Below are 15,416 nucleotides of genomic sequence, written 5' to 3'. Positions count from 1 at the left end.
TTCAAGGTGCGGCCTCCTCTCTTAACGTTTCAGACCCATAATTTTCGTAAAAATAGTTCATAAACAGCCCGTCCTCGTCATACTTCCGTTTCTGCTCGAAAAAGGTTTTGTAGTTCGGATAGACGCTCTGGAACTGCTCGACCGTCGGGTAAGCAATATAAGGCAAATAATAAGACCCGTCATGCGCAATCACTTCATCGACAATCCGCTGAACGCTCTCTTTCATCTTCCGCTGCCCCTTCTCCGATAACGGAGCGTTGAACAGACAGACGAGTGCGAGCATGTCGTCCTTCGCATAGGAGAGAGAGGCCTCCACATCCTTGCTGACGTATCGAATCGTTACGTTGAGCAAGTTAAGCTTGTCTTCCTTCACAATCTCGCTTAGCCGCTGGGCGAAGCTGTCGAATTGGTTGAGCGGAACAAAATATTCCTGCAGCTGATCGTTAGCGCCAGGCTGACTGTAGTCCATGAATTCATAGGCGGCGCGCATGGCGTTATTGCGGCTCATCATTTTATCCGATTGCTCTACGAAGAAGTACGTTTGCAAGTTCCACTGCAGCTTCTTGCCCCATTCCGTCGATCGGTTCAAGTTAAACAGCAGCTTGCCCGGAGCGACCCACTTCTCATTGCTTTCCAGCTTGTTATACTTGCTAAGCGATAGCGATCGGTCTACTGTATAGTTCTTGGCTAGCGCCTCGGTAAAGTAGCTGTCCTCAGCAACCGAAATACGCCCAATATGCAGCTTGATATCCGGATTCGGAAGCACCTCGTCACGGAAATAGCCGACGTATTCGCTTAAGTCCATCAGCACGGTTGACTCGCGGTAAACCTCGTCCTCCGTCAGATTAAGCGTTACGTCCAGGATGATGCCGAACAGGCCGTAGCCACCAAGCGCTAACGGGAACAGCTCTGCATTTTCCGTGCGGCTCACATTCTTAATTGCAGCGTCCGCGGTCAGGAGCCGGAAGGAATCAACGCTGCTTATAAGCGAGCCGTTGCGGATGTCTCTGCCGTGCGCGTTAATGCTGATCGAGCCGCCAATCGTGAACGGATTGAGCGACTGCATCGTTCGGACGGATAGACCGTATCGATTGATCGCCTTCTGCACATCCTCCCACGTCGCACCGGCTTGCACGGTGATCTGCTTGGCAGCTTGATCCACGTTAATAATCTTGTTATAGCTCGTCATATCGACGACGATGCCGTCCTTGTAATAGGTATGGCCCCCTTGGCTATGGCGCTGGCCGGCAATGGACAGGGTCAGACCTTTGCGCTTCGCTTCCTTAACAAGCGAGATGAGCTGCTCCTCTTCCTTGCCCTCTACCACTCGCTCTACCTTAACGGGATGCAATCTGCTGTAATCGGTCACTGTATAGGGGTCTTGATCGGACGTGCTTGTTCTTATGTACTGAAATACGCATAAGCCTATGAGCAATAGAAGTACGATTGTTTTCTTCATATACGCTCCTTTGCAACAAATAAAGCCGCCTCAAAATAATAACGGAGGTCATTACCTAGAGGCGGCTTGGTGCTATTGATATGCGGTTAGCTGATTACGGCTGCAACAATGGCGCTGACCGATAGTTAATCCCAGTTCAGCTTCACTTCATTGCCCGTACGCGATGATTCATAGATGGCGTCAAGAATGCGGTTAGTCGTGTAGCCGGACAAGCCCGATGTAATCGGCTGCTTGCCTTCGCGAATACATGAAACGAAGTGGCTGCCCATAAGGATTCGGTCTTCTTCACCTTCAAGAGGTGTAATGTCGCTAAGCACAACTTCGCCTTCCTTGTGAGTCACGTAAGTGCCGCTATTGCCGACAACCGACACGCCGCCTTCCGTACCCATGAGATGAATGAACGGATCCTCGGACAAGCCGGCTGCATGAGCCGCCCAGCTCACATCAAGCGACAGCGTCGCTCCGTTGTCGAGCTTAATGAGAGCGGATGCCAGATCCTCGACATCATAGTAGCCTTCCCAATTCGGAGTGCCCCAGTTGCCGATGCCCTCGCGCTTCGGACCGAACTCCGAATACGTCGTTCCGAATACGGATACCGGCTTCGGATTGCCCATCAAATACAGCGACAGGTCGATCATATGAACGCCGATATCGATCAGCGGTCCGCCGCCGGATTGATCCTTGCGCGTGAACCAGGAACCCCAGCCTGGAATGCCCTTTTTGCGAAGCCAACCTGTCTTCGCGTTATAGATGCGGCCTACATCGCCGCTGTCGATGCGCGCTTTTACTGCACGGCTAAGGCCTGTCCAGCGCATTTGATGCGACATCATCAGCACCTTGCCGGATTGCTCTGCAGCTTCTACGATCGTACGCGCGATCTCGGAATTGATCGCCATCGGCTTCTCAAGCAGCACATGTTTGCCTTGCTTGAATGCTTCGATCGCCAGATCAGCGTGGAACTTGTTCGGCACGCCGATAATGACGGCGTCGATCGAGCTGTCTTCCAGCAGGCTCTGCGGCGATTCATGCACGGTCGTTATATTATGCTCCTGAGCGCGCTGCTCGGCGAGCGGCAAATAAACGTCGGTAATAGCCGCTACTTCGGCCCCCTCGACCTTGGCGAAAGTTTGTGCATGAACAGCGCCGATTGCTCCTGCGCCAATAATGCCAATACGAATAACAGACTGACTCATTAGTTGCTAATCTCCTTCAGTATCGTTTTGTTACCTTCAAGTATATACGTTGCAGCATATATCGTCACTGCTCGTATTTGGCGCTATATTATTCTCGTTTGCTATGGATGTTATTTACTTGCCGGCCAGTCGCCATGATTCTCCATGCGGAAGTACGACGAGGCGCGACGAGTCGATGCCTTTCGATTGACGAGCCGATTCTAGGCGGCATAACGCCTCGCTAGGCGTATCGTCTGCCAGCTTGAATGCGCCGTAATGCATCGGAACGAACCACTTCGCGCCTGTATCCTCGAACGCCTGCAACGCCTGCTCCGGCGTTACATGCTGCGGGCCCATGAACCATTCCGGCTCGTATGCGCCTATCGGCATTAAGGCGACATCAATCGGGAAGCGGCTGCCGATTTCCTTGAAGCCTTGAAAGTAGCCGCTGTCGCCGGCGAAATAAATCGTCGGTGAGTCCGAGACGACAGGACGATCCGAAACATCCGATGCGAACGCGTCCTCTGCTCGGAAGCTTGAATGCCTGCTATGATCATGAACGGCTGCAGCTTTGGATATATGAGCTTTGGCTTCATCTCTTCTAGATGTAGGGACATCGCCGCTTTGATAACCCTCTGAAGCTGCCGCTCCCTCATCAGCTGCCCTTCCGTGCGAAGGCTGCAACAGCTGCCTCGTCTTGCCGCCGTCATAACCGACAAGCCGACCGCTTCGCGAGCCAACCGGCTCGATGACCCAGCCTCCCCAATGCGAGCTGTTCGTGTCCCACGGATTGCGGCGCGTCCAATGCTGCGACGGCACGAACGTGAATTTGATGCCATGAACATGGAGCGATTCCCACCAGTGCAGCTCCGTGACGCGCATGAAGCCCTTAAGCTTCAGCTTCTGGCTAAGGCCGGCAGGCACGATAAGCTGCTTCGGTCCGCCTAGCCTGCGCAACGAATTAATGTTCAAGTGGTCGTAATGGGAATGCGAGATGAGAACGATGTCGATAGGCGGCACGTCCTCAATTTGAATGCCGGGCGGCGTCAATCTTTTTTGAAAAGCCATCTGCCCAGCCCAGACCGGGTCCGTAATAATATTGAGCCCTCCGATTTGAATCAGGAAGGTCGAATGTCCAATCCATGTAATAGTAGGCTGCTTTCTATTCGCCTGAAGGAAAGCGATGTCAGGTTGGGCGTTCGGAACGGCAAACGAATAATCTTTCATCTTCAGCTTGCGAATGCGCTCTTGCCGCCACCTCTTGAACTGCTTCAATGAATTATGCTGCTCTACATGATCTAAGTTGGCAAATCGTTTTAACCGCAACCGCTCATCCCTCCTCGCTGTCGTATTCGTCTCCTTAAAGATACCAAGCCCGCAATATGAAATGCAAATGCCATTCTCGCATCCGCGTTCGAAATCAGGTACACTTAAAAATACGATAAAGAGCTCCAATGGGTGAATATTTTTTTCGAGGAGGCTAATGAATGAAACTCATTTCTATAGAACCAACGCCAAGTCCCAATTCCATGAAGCTGAACGTGGACGAGTCGCTACCGCGCGGTCAGCGGTTGACCTATAAGTCGAAGGAAGCCGAAGACGCACCGGAGCAGCTCCGGCAATTGCTCCGCATCGAGGGCGTCAAGAGCGTGTTCCGCACGGCCGACTTCATTGCGCTGGACCGTCTGCCAGGCGCGGATTGGGCGCGTATCCTAGCCGAAGCCGGCCAACTGCTGCAAGCCGGGGACGGCGACAACCGTGCAGGCGGCGGACCAGAGTCCTCCGCCAGCTTCGGCGAAGCGCAGGTGTTCGTTCAAATGTACCGCGGCATCCCGATGCAAGTGCGCGTTCGAATGGCTGGCGGAGAGGTGCGCTCGGCGCTCCCGCCCGCATTCGGCGAAGCCGTTCAGCAAGCGGCTGGCTCGGCAATGATCCGCGAGCGCAAGCTGGAGGAGTTCGGCGTCCGTTATGGCGAACCCGAAGAGATTGCCGCCGAGATCGTCCGCGAGCTTGAGGCGTCTTATACGCAGGAGAGACTAGATACGCTCATCGCCCACGCGAAGGAGCAGGGTAACGACGCTGCGGCAGGCGATGCCGCGGCAGCGCCAGTCAGACCCGCTCCGTTAACAGCGGAGCAGGTGCTCACGCAATTCAAGGAAAGCGACTGGAAGCTGCGTTACGCCGCTTTCGAGCGGTTCACCGCTTCGGTCGAGACGATCGAAGTGCTGTCGGCGGCGCTTCAAGACGACAATGCATCGATCCGTCGCCTAGCCGTCGTCTACTTAGGCGATCTGCGATCGCCAGAAGCGATGCCGCTGCTGTTCGCCGCCTTGCGGGATGCTTCGTCGTCCGTCCGCAGAACGGCCGGCGACACGTTATCCGATCTCGGCGATCCGGCCGCGATCGCTCCAATGATCGAAGCGTTGCGCGACAAGAACAAGCTTGTTCGCTGGCGCGCGGCGCGCTATCTGTACGAGCTCGGAGACGAGACGGCAATCGAAGCGTTGCGCGAAGCGGCTAACGATGCCGAGTTCGAGATCAAGCTGCAAGCGCAGATGGCGCTTGAGCGCATCGAGCGGGGCGAAGAAGCTGCCGGCTCTGTCTGGCAGCAGATGACCGCAGCCCGAAATCGCGAGCAATAAGTACCCGTCCGCTAACAACGAAGAAGGCTGTCCCTCCGAAGCGAGCATATAGAGCTCGTCGCTTCGGCCGGACAGCCTTCTTTTCGTTTATTCATACTCCAGCTTTAAGCGAACGAGCTTCGATCCGTCATTTCGATACGATTCATAGCTTGCCTTATAGCCAACCGCTGTATTTAAGCCTTCGAAAGCTGCCTTCAGCGCTTCAGGAAACGTCTCTCCTTCTACATACCTGAACTCCAAGCTTCCGCTTCGCGAGCTGACGGCCGAATGAATGACGGTGCGCAGCTGATCTGCGCTTGACACTGTATTTTCCGAGTCGAGCCAATGCAATCCAAGCTCAATCTTCAGCTTGTTCGCTTTGGCCGCTTCGGACTGGCTGCCGGATTTTTCAGCTAGCTGCAGGGCCCCGAGGTAGCTGCTGCTTGCAGCGGGGTACGTCTTCGTCCAACGGTGATCCTCTCGAAGCTCCTCATCGGTCTTCAAGTAATAGTTATAACGGATCACGTTGTCTGATGTAGAATCGTCGCCTGCATCTCCGCTCATTACAGGGTCATCCCATGTCAGGTCCAGATGATACCAAATACCGTCAAGCTGAACCATATTCCAAGCATGCTCGCCCGTATCGACCGAGCCGTCGGCAATAAGCACCGGAATTCCCGCTTGCTTCAGCATTTTGTAGCCGAGCAGCGAATATCCCTGACAGACAGCATTGCCGAGTGCAATTGCGTTATAGGCTGTATAGTGTTTCAGCGACTGGTCGTATTCTACATGCGTGACGATCCAGTCGTGTATCGCCTTCGTCTTCTCGTGATCGTTCATGTCAGGCGCTATAATATCGTGCAGCGCTCTTGTCACTGCCGCATCCACAATCGCCGTCTCTTCCACCGACTCCCGATACCTTGCTTCCATCGAGATCGTAGAACGCCCGCCCCAGCTTCGAATGGTGTACACGTAGGAATCAAGTATATAGGCGATATAATCGTCCTGCTTAAGCGCTTCGCGAATCAGATCAGGCAAGCGATCGGACATCTCCTGCTTGTCACCTTCGAAAGTAACAGTGAAGTGCTCGGCACGGCTTTGGAATCGTTCGGCAAGCTGCGCACGAAGCTCGCCCAGCGCATCCCTCTCCGCCGCCGCTGCAGGCTCGCTAGATTCCGAGGAAGGCGGAAATAAATCAAGCTTCAATTCAAGACTGTATGCAGCTGCTATAATTACGACGAGCATCAATAGTTTGCTAGTTGCTTTGCGCATGCATACCTCCCCTGTTTACTCGTTTTATATAATGTCTCAAGATTATCCCATTATATTATAAAGGATACACCACTATAACTGATTCCTAAACATATTGTGCGCAATATATGTAAAGAAGCAGCCGAGAACAAGACATATGAGGATCAATCAGCCGGAAAAAAGAGCCTGAAATCACAAAGTGATTTCAAGCTCTTTGCACCTATATAAAGGAACTCCTGTTATGGTGTTGTGGACAGCATAGAGCTAAAGATTAGCTCTATTCCACACGCCTAAGCGTATTTTGACGAAATAGAGCTAGAAACTAGTTCTATACTCATTGAGTAACACCAAGACTCTCATGGAGTTCTTCGCCCAGCCATGCCTCCTGCTTAATAAGCAGCCGCTGCAGCTCGTCAATCGCTACTTCCCTTGTGGTAAGTCCGCTCAATCCGGCTAAATAGGCTGCCGTTCCCGCAGCTTGGCCCATGGCGAAGCAATTCGGCATGACTCGCAGCGAGCCTTGAACAACCCGATCCGATGAAGCTGCGCGTCCCGCTACCCAAAGATTGTTAATGCCGACCGGCAGCAAGCAACGGTATGGGACGCCATGCGATCGACCCGGCGGCAAGTGATGGATCGCCATCTTATCTCTGCTAGTCGCCATATGAATATCGATAAAATACGCATTCCTCGCGATATCGTCCGGGAAGCTGCGCATCTCCATGAAGTCCTCCTGTGTCAGTACATAATCGCCGACGATTCTTCTCGTCTCCCGAATGCCGATCTGCTCGCCTGTGGAGATCAGATGCGCATTTTCGAAGCCTGGTACGTAAGTCTGCAGAAACCGCAGCTGCTCTTTCACTTTCCTGCGGCCCTCAATCGCTCCGCGAGTCAGATCCTCTGCCTTCGTACCGTCGATAAGGAAGATATGGCCGAAGTTAACGCCTACCAAATAATCGGATATCCATGCGAAGCCGGATACCTCTTTGCGCCCCTCCGGCAGATCGCCATTCGCTTGCGCCTTCTGAACAGCGATTGGAATTTGGCCCGTGTCCCCGCTCTCCGCGAGATACTGATTAAAGCGATCACGATCAACGTTTGTTAACAGGTAACACATCGTTCCCGGCTGCAGCTCCCCCTGTTCTCCGCCTTTGTGAAACGGAACGCCTGCCATGGCCGCGATGTCCGCATCGCCTGTCGCATCGATTACGTAGGAGCATTTCACGAATGATCTGCCCGACTTATTCACGATAACGATACCTTCAATTGCAGTGCCGGATGGGTCCCTGCAGATTTGGCCGACGAAGGTGTGGTAGAGCAGCTCAGCGCCGCTTTCTAGAACGGCGTCGTCATAGACTCGTTTCAATACCTCGGCGTCGATCGGCACCCAATCCAGCAACTCTTCATATAGCTCGCGGTACTCTTCCTTGCAATTCTGTTTCATTCGCTCCATCAATTCCAGACCAATTCCCCGAATGACAGGCTTCACTTTATCTGTAAACGGGCAAAAGGCCGGCACGAGGGCGACCGTTCCCATTCCCCCGAGAAATCCGCGCTGCTCGATCAGCAGCGTTCGCGCTCCATTCCTTGCCGAGGCTATAGCTGCAGCTATGCCTGTCGCCCCTCCTCCAACGATAACGACATCTATTTCCTTGCTGACCGGAATGGCTTCCTCTTGCAGTCGATACGTATTCATAGCCTAACCCGCTCCCCATATTCAATATTGTTTAGTTCCATGTATAATCAGTATAAGCTTCGATTTTACTTAGTTTTAGTTTCATTTTAGTTTCATTTATAAACCCGCCAATAAGGAGCATAATGGATGGCCATTCGCAAAAAAGTGACTTTACAGCACATTGCCGACAAGCTTCATTTAACCGTCCATACGGTATCGAAGGCGCTTAGAGGCTTGCCCGGCATGTCGGAGGAAACCCGGCATGCCGTCAGGCTAGCCGCAAATGAGTTAGGCTACCGTACCAAAGAACAGGAGCGGAGTATGTCACTCGACGGCATTCCGCTTTTCCCATCAAAGTCACGCCGATTTATTATGCTGCTTGCCACCGGACAAGACATTGCATTAACGATCCATCAGCCCTTGCTGGAAGGCATTCAGAGCAGACTTGCCGAGGCTGGCCACAAGATCGAGCTTTGTTTTGTACCCGATGGCCTAAGCAGCGATGAACGCTTCTCGTCGTGGTTATTGCAAAATGAAATCATGTATGCAGACGGAATCTTTATTTCTCCGCTGATCCCAGCAGCGATTGAGCGCCAACTCATAACACTTGCGCTGCCTCGGATTCTGTTGAATTTCCCGCCGTTCGGCGCGAAGATTGACAGCGTAATTTGGGATGTATTCAACGCTATGCAGCAATCTGTCGATTACTTAGTTAAACGAGGACATAACAAAATCATGTACATAGGGGATGTGAAGAGCAGGCGAGGATATAAGCTTAGATGGATGGCGTTTCGGGACAGCATGGACGATCTCGGAATCGAGGTCAACCCGGATGAGCATATGCTTCGCTCTGACGTTTCGTTAGAAAGTTGGACGGAAAGCTGGCTTAATCATGTAAAACGATACGAGCCTACAGCGTTCATCTGCGCAACCGAACTAGCCTTAACTTGGACTTATCTGGCGTGTCACGCGGCTGGCAAGCGGATTCCCAACGAGTACTCGATCGTATGCCTAGAACCTAACGTGCAGGGTGGACTGCCGGATATTGCTAGGCCTGACCTTCCGATCCGTGAAACCGGCTGCCGTGCAGGCGATCGGATGATTTGGCGAATCGCCAATCCATCGCTCCCCTACGAGCATATTCGTCTGCAAGGCGACTTCAATCCAGGCAGCAGCATTCGGGTTTTAAACAAATAAGGAGGAAAACATGACTACCGTTAAAACCTTTATCCATTCATCGCTTTTTATGCTGGTGAAAATGTCGCTCGTTGTAACGGCTATCGACGTCCTGTTGATGATAGGGGATGACGAATTTGAATTTAATGAACTATTGCTTTCGCTATTAGTGAATTGTGTTGGCGTTTTTGTTATTTACGGCATTGCCTTAGTCATACCGCCAATGACGAAAACAAATCCTTTTACCGCCCAAGATGATATCGTATCTTCTATTTATTCCGAAGCCGTCCAAGACCTTTTTCTAGACGAAGAACATAGAGGCGTGTTCCACGCAAAGTCTGGCAGCGAAGAAGGCACTTACAAGGAGTACCTGCCTATCCTAGACGCTGAGGAACTTTTTGTTACATTGAATACTTATCAAAAAGTACTTGTCGGCATACGCACGAATCAATCCAAGACCGTATACGAGAAACTAGACAGCTATAAATCGGAAGCAAAATTCATGATAGACAACCCGGATCACGCGAAAGGTTTTGTCAAAGCCTGAATCATTATGCAGCACAAAAAAAACCATCCCGGCTGTCTGAGGCAGTCATCGGAATGGCTTTTTTTCGCGTCACTATTGAATAGAAAAGCTCATCACCATTCGGCGATGCTGCCGTCTTTGTGGCGCCATACGGGGTTTCTCCAATTATGCCCCACGGCTGCCATTTGCCTAACATGTTCCTCGTTGATCTCGATACCCAAACCCGGTCCCTGAGGAATTTTCACATAACCGTCCTTATAGTCGAACACGGAGGCGTCTGTAATATAGTCGAGAAGATCGCCGGTTTCATTGTAATGGATGCCGAGGCTCTGCTCCTGAATGAACGCATTATGGGCCGTCGCATCCACCTGCAGACAAGCCGCGAGCGCGATCGGGCCAAGCGGACAATGCGGCGCCAATGCGACGTCGTAGGCTTCCGCCATCGCGGCAATTTTTTTGCATTCGGTAATTCCGCCTGCATGAGACAAATCCGGTTGAATAATATCGACAACGCCGTCGGCAAGAAGCGTCTTGAAATCCCAGCGAGAGAACATCCGCTCTCCGGTAGCGATCGGAATGGAAGTGTGCTTAGCCAGTTCCTTCAGCGCCTCGTTATTTTCGGAAAGGACCGGCTCTTCAATGAACATCGGGCGGAACGGCTCCAGTTCCTTCGCCAAAATTTTGGCCATCGGCTTATGCACGCGGCCATGGAAGTCGATGCCGATGCCAATGGAAGTGCCGCAGGCTTCCCGTACCGCTGCAATCCGGGCGACCGCTTCGTCGATTTTGTCATAGGAATCGATATATTGCAGCTCTTCCGTTCCGTTCATCTTAACAGCCGTAAATCCGGCGGATACGACCTTCTTCGCTTCCTCCGCAACCTCGGACGGCCGATCCCCGCCAATCCAGGAGTAAACGCGGATCGAATCCCGGCAAGCGCCTCCCAGCAGCTGATAGACGGGAGCATTATAAAACTTCCCTTTAATATCCCAAAGCGCTTGGTCAATCCCTGCAATAGCGCTCATGAGGATCGGGCCGCCACGGTAAAAGCCGGAGCGATACAGCATCGACCAATGATCTTCGATTCGCATCGGATCTTTGCCGATCATATATTCCATTAGTTCGTGGACGCAGGCTTTCACCGTGTCGGCACGTCCTTCCACGACCGGCTCGCCCCAGCCTGCTATCCCTTCGTCCGTTACTATTTTTAGAAAAAGCCAACGCGGGGGTACTTGGAACAATTCATAGCTTTGTATTTTCATAATGTCCTCCCAGAACGAATTGTATAATTGCAAACGCTTACTCCCATTATAGCAATAGGCAACTTATAAAAAAACCGACCTTTCTTCTCGAAAGGTCGGTTTCCAATTCAATACATTATTTAACGATTTGAGCGAGGCCTTCGCTGATAGGAGTAAGCGGACGGCCGAGCAGCTTCTCGAAATCATCGCTTTCAATCTCGAGCGTGCCTTCACGAATGCCTTGCTGGATGCCTACGAGAATAGGGAGGACGAAGTCGGGAATGCCCGCGCCTTTCATGATTTCCGCATATTTGGCGTCGTCGACCTGCAACACAGGTACGTCCTTACCAAGTACCGTACCTAGCACGGACACGAACTCTTCCTGCGTCAGCAACGGACCCGATAGCTCATAGACGGAATTGTCGTGTCCAGTTCCCGCCAATACGGCTGCGGCTGCTTCCGCGTAATCCTGCTGCAATGCCCAACCCGCCTTGCCATTACCCGCGGATGTGACCCATGGCGCGCCGGCGATTACGCCTTGAATGCTGCCTATTTCATTCTCTAAATACCAGTTGTTTCGCAAGAAAGAATACGGAATGCCCGTTTGGATGATAGCTTCTTCCGTGAAACGGTGTACTTCGGCAAGGAACAGCTTGCTTTCCTTCGCATTTGTTGCGCTCGTATAGGCAATAAACCCGACTTTTGCACGCTCTGCTGCAGCAACTGCATTCGTATGCTGGCGAATTCGAGTTTCGGTATCCCCGTCTGCGGATATAATGAGCAAACGATCGATTCCCGCGAATGCCGTGTCCAACGATTCCGGCTTGTCGAAGTCGCCGTATCGAACGTCTACGCCTTTCACCTTCAAGCCTTCCGCTTTCTCAGGATTGCGGACGCTGACCGCCAGCTCGTTTGCCGGTAAGGTTTTCAACAGCGTATCTACGATTTTTGCTCCCAATTTCCCTGTAGCGCCAGTCACTAATAGTTTCATCTCATATTCCCTCCAAAAATGTATTGTTGTAATTACACTTGTTATAACAAAACTAGTTACAACAAATTCAAAAACAAAAGCTCTTAAAGAGCTTCCATCTAAATAAACCTTGCGATAAGATCGTTCAAGCTCGTTTGAGCGAGCCTTTGTTCCAAAGCAGTCTGTGCTTCAACCAATTCCGATTGGAGCACCGCCTCAATATTCCGTCCAACCTGGCAGCGTATATTCGCATCATTATGAATCCGGAATAATTGATTTTCTTCGGTTACATGAACAGCGTGATAAACATCTAGAAGCGTGATGTCTTCGGGTGCTCTTCGCAATGAAGCTCCTCCAACGCCCGGACGAACGTCGACTAACCCCGCTTTTTTTAGCATGCCCATAATTCTTCGAATCACGACCGGGTTCGTATTTACGCTGCCTGCTATGAAATCCCCCGTCAATTCGCCCGGGCTAACCGCAATCAGGGAAAGACTATGAACAGCCATCGAAAAGCGCGTGCTAATCTGCTTCATGTTTACCACCACCGTTGTAATCATTATAGTTACAACTTTTCGTTTTGTCAAACGGGATGGAACAGATCTGATCTCTGCTCCATCCCGTTGCCTTTTCTTAAAGATTTAGAAGCTTGTAAATGACGGCTGCCGCTTGCGCGCGCGTCGCCGAAGCTTTCGGCTGGAAGCTGCCGTCCTCAAATCCTTGAATGATGCCCGTTGCGAACAATCGATCTACCGCCTCTTGCGCATAAGATGCAATCTTCTCCTCGTCGGAGAAGGTTTGCCCAGAGGAATGGCTCGTATCGATTGCTAACCCGGCATACTGGAATGCGCGGGATAGCATAACCGCCATATCTTCGCGGGAAATCTCTTCTTTCGCTCCGAAGCTTCCATCCGACTTTCCGCTCACGATGCCAAGCCTGGAAGCAGTCGTTACGGCGTCAAAGTACCAATCGTCCTGATCCACATCGGCAAAGCCGCTATCTGCCGAAGCGTTCTCTTTCAACTGCAGCGCATTGAGGAGCAGCTCCACGAATTCGGCTCTCGTGACGGTACGCGATGGCGCGAAGCGATCTTGGCCGACGCCTTGCAGTACTTCCCTTGCCGCTAGCGATTCAATCATCGTGCGAGCCCACGCCGCTTGGTCCAGATCGGTGAACGATACGTCTACATAAGCTGCCGCATAACGTCCGCCCGATTCCGGCTGGAACTTCAAAACGCCTTGCTCGTATTTGATGTTTTTCACAATTTCCAGTTCCCCGTTATCCATGATGCGGTATACGATCAATTGATGCGTTTTCTCCCCTTGCAGCGGAGTATAGTCAATTTCCACCGTAACCGGATGGCTCGGACCGAACGTTTGAACGTCCCTTCCATCTACTTTCATGTCGATATCGAATACGATATCCCCTTTGATTCGTTGCTTGGCCGAGTGCGCTATTTCCGTCTCATTGACAGAATGAATGGCAACTTCAACCGTTTGTGAGTCAGCCCCTATAACGCCTTCGTTAGCATTGGCGGGGAATCGTACCTTTACTCTGCCCCACTTGACAGCCAGCTCCCTATTGCCGGTATTGGCAGCCAACTCTTTCACCGGGATCACGATCGTTGTTCCTTCTGCATCCGTTCCCGACTCCGATTTCACTTCAATCGTAATCGTACCGGATTTCGCCGACTTTATTGCTTCCGCGATTTCCTCGGGGGAAAGGCTCACGACGAGCGTTCCATCCTCATTTGCCTTGCCGGTAGCTGTGATGGCTCCGTCCTTCACTTCGACAGGAGCCTTATCCGGTTCAGGCTCGGGGGTCGTATCGCCCCCGACGCTGCCGTTGCCGCTGTTGCTGGCAATCTGTACGCTAGCTTGAACATTCAGTGTATAGGTTGCCCATTGGTCGCCGGTTTGACCGATCTTTATTTGATCCAGCGTAAAGGCGGCCGTACCTTTTGCCTTGGAGGTAAATTTAACTTTGCCTAATACGAGATCTCCATTGTCGCTTGCAGCATTGCCAAGCTTTGTATATACTGCCCGCAGATGTCCGCCGCTTAACAATTCGGGATTCACTATCTTACTGAAACCGCTCAAATTCGTTGTGAACGAGCTGCCGACCGGCGTCACCAACGCTGGATCGAAGCTGAGATTAAGCTCGTAGGCAACCATGGCCTGAACGTTGCGGGCCCGAATCTCCACCTCGATTTGGTTCCCGACAGTTACTTTCGATTTAGAAACGGCGATATAAAAATCGGGTCCCTGCGCTGCGAAGGATGCTGTCGGCCATAAGGTGCATAGCAATAGCATAACTAGTCCGATTGTCGATATTCTTTTTTTCAATCCACTGCACTTCCCTTCTAATTGCGTTTATCCCAAAATCAATGCTGCCAATGCACGCAAATCTTCAATGTCGATGGCGTTGTCATTGTTCAAGTCCGCTTTCTTGTACGAGTCCCAATCGGCATCGGAATTGTTTTTTCCATAGTAGGACGCTGCCAATAGGGCCAAATCCCCAACCGCAATTACACCGTCGCCGTTCAAATCGCCTGCCAGTTGGGAAATAACGAGTGCTTCAAAGGTTTCAACCGCTTCATTCAATTCAACTAGCGCTTGATCCACTTCGGTTTGTGTCGCCGCGTTATTGTTTTGCACCTCAATCGCATTATCGATTGCCGTCTCCAGAACTGCCCTTGAGCCTGCCGGATATTGCCCTGCCTCGTTCCCCTCAACAGCGGAATCATGCAGGATTTGCGCATTCGCGATTGCTGTTTCCAAAGCTGTTTTCGAAACTGCTTCGATCTCAAAATCGTAAATGATGTCATCCGTTACCGCAGTTTCAAGTCCTGCTCCGTCCGCTAAAATAACATTCGATAGGAACACGCTGCCGGTCGCGGCTTGATCCAGTTGCTTCGCCTTAAACCTCACCTTCAAAATATCGATAGGACTGCTCTGTTCTTGTTCCTCCAATAGATCAACCGCGGTAAATCTGATTTCTCCCGGCGTATCCGTATCCGCATCCAGGATGGAGAAACCTGCTTTCAACGGTTCGTAAGAAACAAACTCGATCTGCTCCGGATCATAATTAAAAGTGAAATCTTGCGCATATACGCTTTCGGTTACCGTATTTTGTCTCAGTGCAACGTCGAACTCTTGATTGAAAACAACGTTTCGCGGTCCTGATAAAAATACGGGAGTTGTCGCCGGAAGACTAAGCTCCAAAGCGTCCACCGCTGCTTGCAAAGCGTCCAAAGCTTCGCTAACCTGCTGCTCCGTCGCTGCTGTGTTATCACGAACAATAATGGCTAGAATCAACGCTTGC

At 51.6% G+C, this 15,416-nt stretch carries 13 protein-coding genes; 3 read left to right on the top strand and 10 right to left on the bottom strand.

The window, feature by feature from the left end; translation table 11 throughout:
* Nucleotide 1 precedes the first annotated feature (1 nt).
* From AC1DF0_RS09895 to AC1DF0_RS09885, 3 genes are all read right to left on the bottom strand, one after another.
* On the bottom strand, nt 2–1,459 hold the full coding sequence (locus AC1DF0_RS09895; RefSeq protein ID WP_477573825.1) for an FAD-binding oxidoreductase: 1,458 nt from the start codon (nt 1,457–1,459) through the stop codon (nt 2–4).
* A 125-nt stretch (nt 1,460–1,584) separates the two neighbouring features.
* Nucleotides 1,585–2,652 carry a Gfo/Idh/MocA family protein gene (locus AC1DF0_RS09890; RefSeq protein WP_477573824.1) on the bottom strand — a complete coding sequence of 356 codons (1,068 nt, stop codon included), beginning with the start codon at nt 2,650–2,652 and terminating at the stop codon, nt 1,585–1,587.
* Nucleotides 2,653–2,766: 114 nt separating this feature from the next.
* Nucleotides 2,767–3,957, bottom strand: a complete 1,191-nt coding sequence (locus AC1DF0_RS09885; protein WP_477573823.1) for an MBL fold metallo-hydrolase — start codon at nt 3,955–3,957, stop codon at nt 2,767–2,769.
* 161 nt (nt 3,958–4,118) lie between these two features.
* On the opposite strand from AC1DF0_RS09885, the gene AC1DF0_RS09880 reads away from it, so the two are divergent.
* Entirely contained in the window at nt 4,119–5,273 is a 1,155-nt protein-coding gene (locus AC1DF0_RS09880) for a conserved virulence factor C family protein (RefSeq protein WP_477573822.1), read from the top strand.
* A gap of 87 nt (nt 5,274–5,360) precedes the next feature.
* On the opposite strand, the gene AC1DF0_RS09875 is transcribed toward AC1DF0_RS09880, so the two are convergent.
* Nucleotides 5,361–6,524, bottom strand: coding sequence for a transglutaminase domain-containing protein (locus tag AC1DF0_RS09875; RefSeq protein WP_477573821.1), 1,164 nt, complete (start codon nt 6,522–6,524; stop codon nt 5,361–5,363).
* A 313-nt stretch (nt 6,525–6,837) separates the two neighbouring features.
* Nucleotides 6,838–8,199, bottom strand: coding sequence for an FAD-dependent oxidoreductase (locus tag AC1DF0_RS09870; protein WP_477573820.1), 1,362 nt, complete (start codon nt 8,197–8,199; stop codon nt 6,838–6,840).
* Between the two features lie 126 nt (nt 8,200–8,325).
* On the opposite strand from AC1DF0_RS09870, the gene AC1DF0_RS09865 reads away from it, so the two are divergent.
* Nucleotides 8,326–9,375, top strand: coding sequence for a LacI family DNA-binding transcriptional regulator (locus AC1DF0_RS09865; protein ID WP_477573819.1), 1,050 nt, complete (start codon nt 8,326–8,328; stop codon nt 9,373–9,375).
* 10 nt (nt 9,376–9,385) lie between these two features.
* A complete protein-coding gene (locus AC1DF0_RS09860; RefSeq protein WP_477573818.1) occupies nt 9,386–9,901 on the top strand; it encodes a hypothetical protein in 516 nt (171 codons plus the stop codon).
* Nucleotides 9,902–9,993: 92 nt separating this feature from the next.
* On the opposite strand, the gene dgoD is transcribed toward AC1DF0_RS09860, so the two are convergent.
* The 5 genes from dgoD to AC1DF0_RS09835 form a co-directional block, all read right to left on the bottom strand.
* Nucleotides 9,994–11,142 carry a galactonate dehydratase gene (gene dgoD, locus AC1DF0_RS09855; RefSeq protein WP_477573817.1) on the bottom strand — a complete coding sequence of 383 codons (1,149 nt, stop codon included), beginning with the start codon at nt 11,140–11,142 and terminating at the stop codon, nt 9,994–9,996.
* A gap of 115 nt (nt 11,143–11,257) precedes the next feature.
* Nucleotides 11,258–12,112 carry an SDR family oxidoreductase gene (locus AC1DF0_RS09850; protein ID WP_477573816.1) on the bottom strand — a complete coding sequence of 285 codons (855 nt, stop codon included), beginning with the start codon at nt 12,110–12,112 and terminating at the stop codon, nt 11,258–11,260.
* Between the two features lie 98 nt (nt 12,113–12,210).
* Nucleotides 12,211–12,627: an Rrf2 family transcriptional regulator gene (locus tag AC1DF0_RS09845; RefSeq protein WP_477573815.1), complete on the bottom strand. Its 417-nt coding sequence runs from the start codon at nt 12,625–12,627 to the stop codon at nt 12,211–12,213.
* Nucleotides 12,628–12,724: 97 nt separating this feature from the next.
* Nucleotides 12,725–14,437, bottom strand: a complete 1,713-nt coding sequence (locus AC1DF0_RS09840; RefSeq protein WP_477573814.1) for an S-layer homology domain-containing protein — start codon at nt 14,435–14,437, stop codon at nt 12,725–12,727.
* 27 nt (nt 14,438–14,464) lie between these two features.
* Nucleotides 14,465–15,409: a cohesin domain-containing protein gene (locus AC1DF0_RS09835; RefSeq protein WP_477573813.1), complete on the bottom strand. Its 945-nt coding sequence runs from the start codon at nt 15,407–15,409 to the stop codon at nt 14,465–14,467.
* Nucleotides 15,410–15,416 lie beyond the last annotated feature (7 nt).

This window comes from Paenibacillus sp. 05T425 (genome assembly GCF_056396205.1).
The sequence above is the reverse complement of the archived record's forward strand: the minus strand, read 5'-3'. Positions and strand labels throughout refer to the sequence as shown.

Coding starts and splice junctions, on each gene's coding strand:
- AC1DF0_RS09895 (WP_477573825.1), bottom strand. CDS start 1,459: ATGAAGAAAACAATCGTACTTCTATTGCTCATAGGCTTATGCGTATTT.
- AC1DF0_RS09890 (WP_477573824.1), bottom strand. CDS start 2,652: ATGAGTCAGTCTGTTATTCGTATTGGCATTATTGGCGCAGGAGCAATC.
- AC1DF0_RS09880 (WP_477573822.1), top strand. CDS start 4,119: ATGAAACTCATTTCTATAGAACCAACGCCAAGTCCCAATTCCATGAAG.
- AC1DF0_RS09875 (WP_477573821.1), bottom strand. CDS start 6,524: ATGCGCAAAGCAACTAGCAAACTATTGATGCTCGTCGTAATTATAGCA.
- AC1DF0_RS09870 (WP_477573820.1), bottom strand. CDS start 8,199: ATGAATACGTATCGACTGCAAGAGGAAGCCATTCCGGTCAGCAAGGAA.
- AC1DF0_RS09865 (WP_477573819.1), top strand. CDS start 8,326: ATGGCCATTCGCAAAAAAGTGACTTTACAGCACATTGCCGACAAGCTT.
- AC1DF0_RS09860 (WP_477573818.1), top strand. CDS start 9,386: ATGACTACCGTTAAAACCTTTATCCATTCATCGCTTTTTATGCTGGTG.
- dgoD (WP_477573817.1), bottom strand. CDS start 11,142: ATGAAAATACAAAGCTATGAATTGTTCCAAGTACCCCCGCGTTGGCTT.
- AC1DF0_RS09850 (WP_477573816.1), bottom strand. CDS start 12,112: ATGAAACTATTAGTGACTGGCGCTACAGGGAAATTGGGAGCAAAAATC.
- AC1DF0_RS09845 (WP_477573815.1), bottom strand. CDS start 12,627: ATGAAGCAGATTAGCACGCGCTTTTCGATGGCTGTTCATAGTCTTTCC.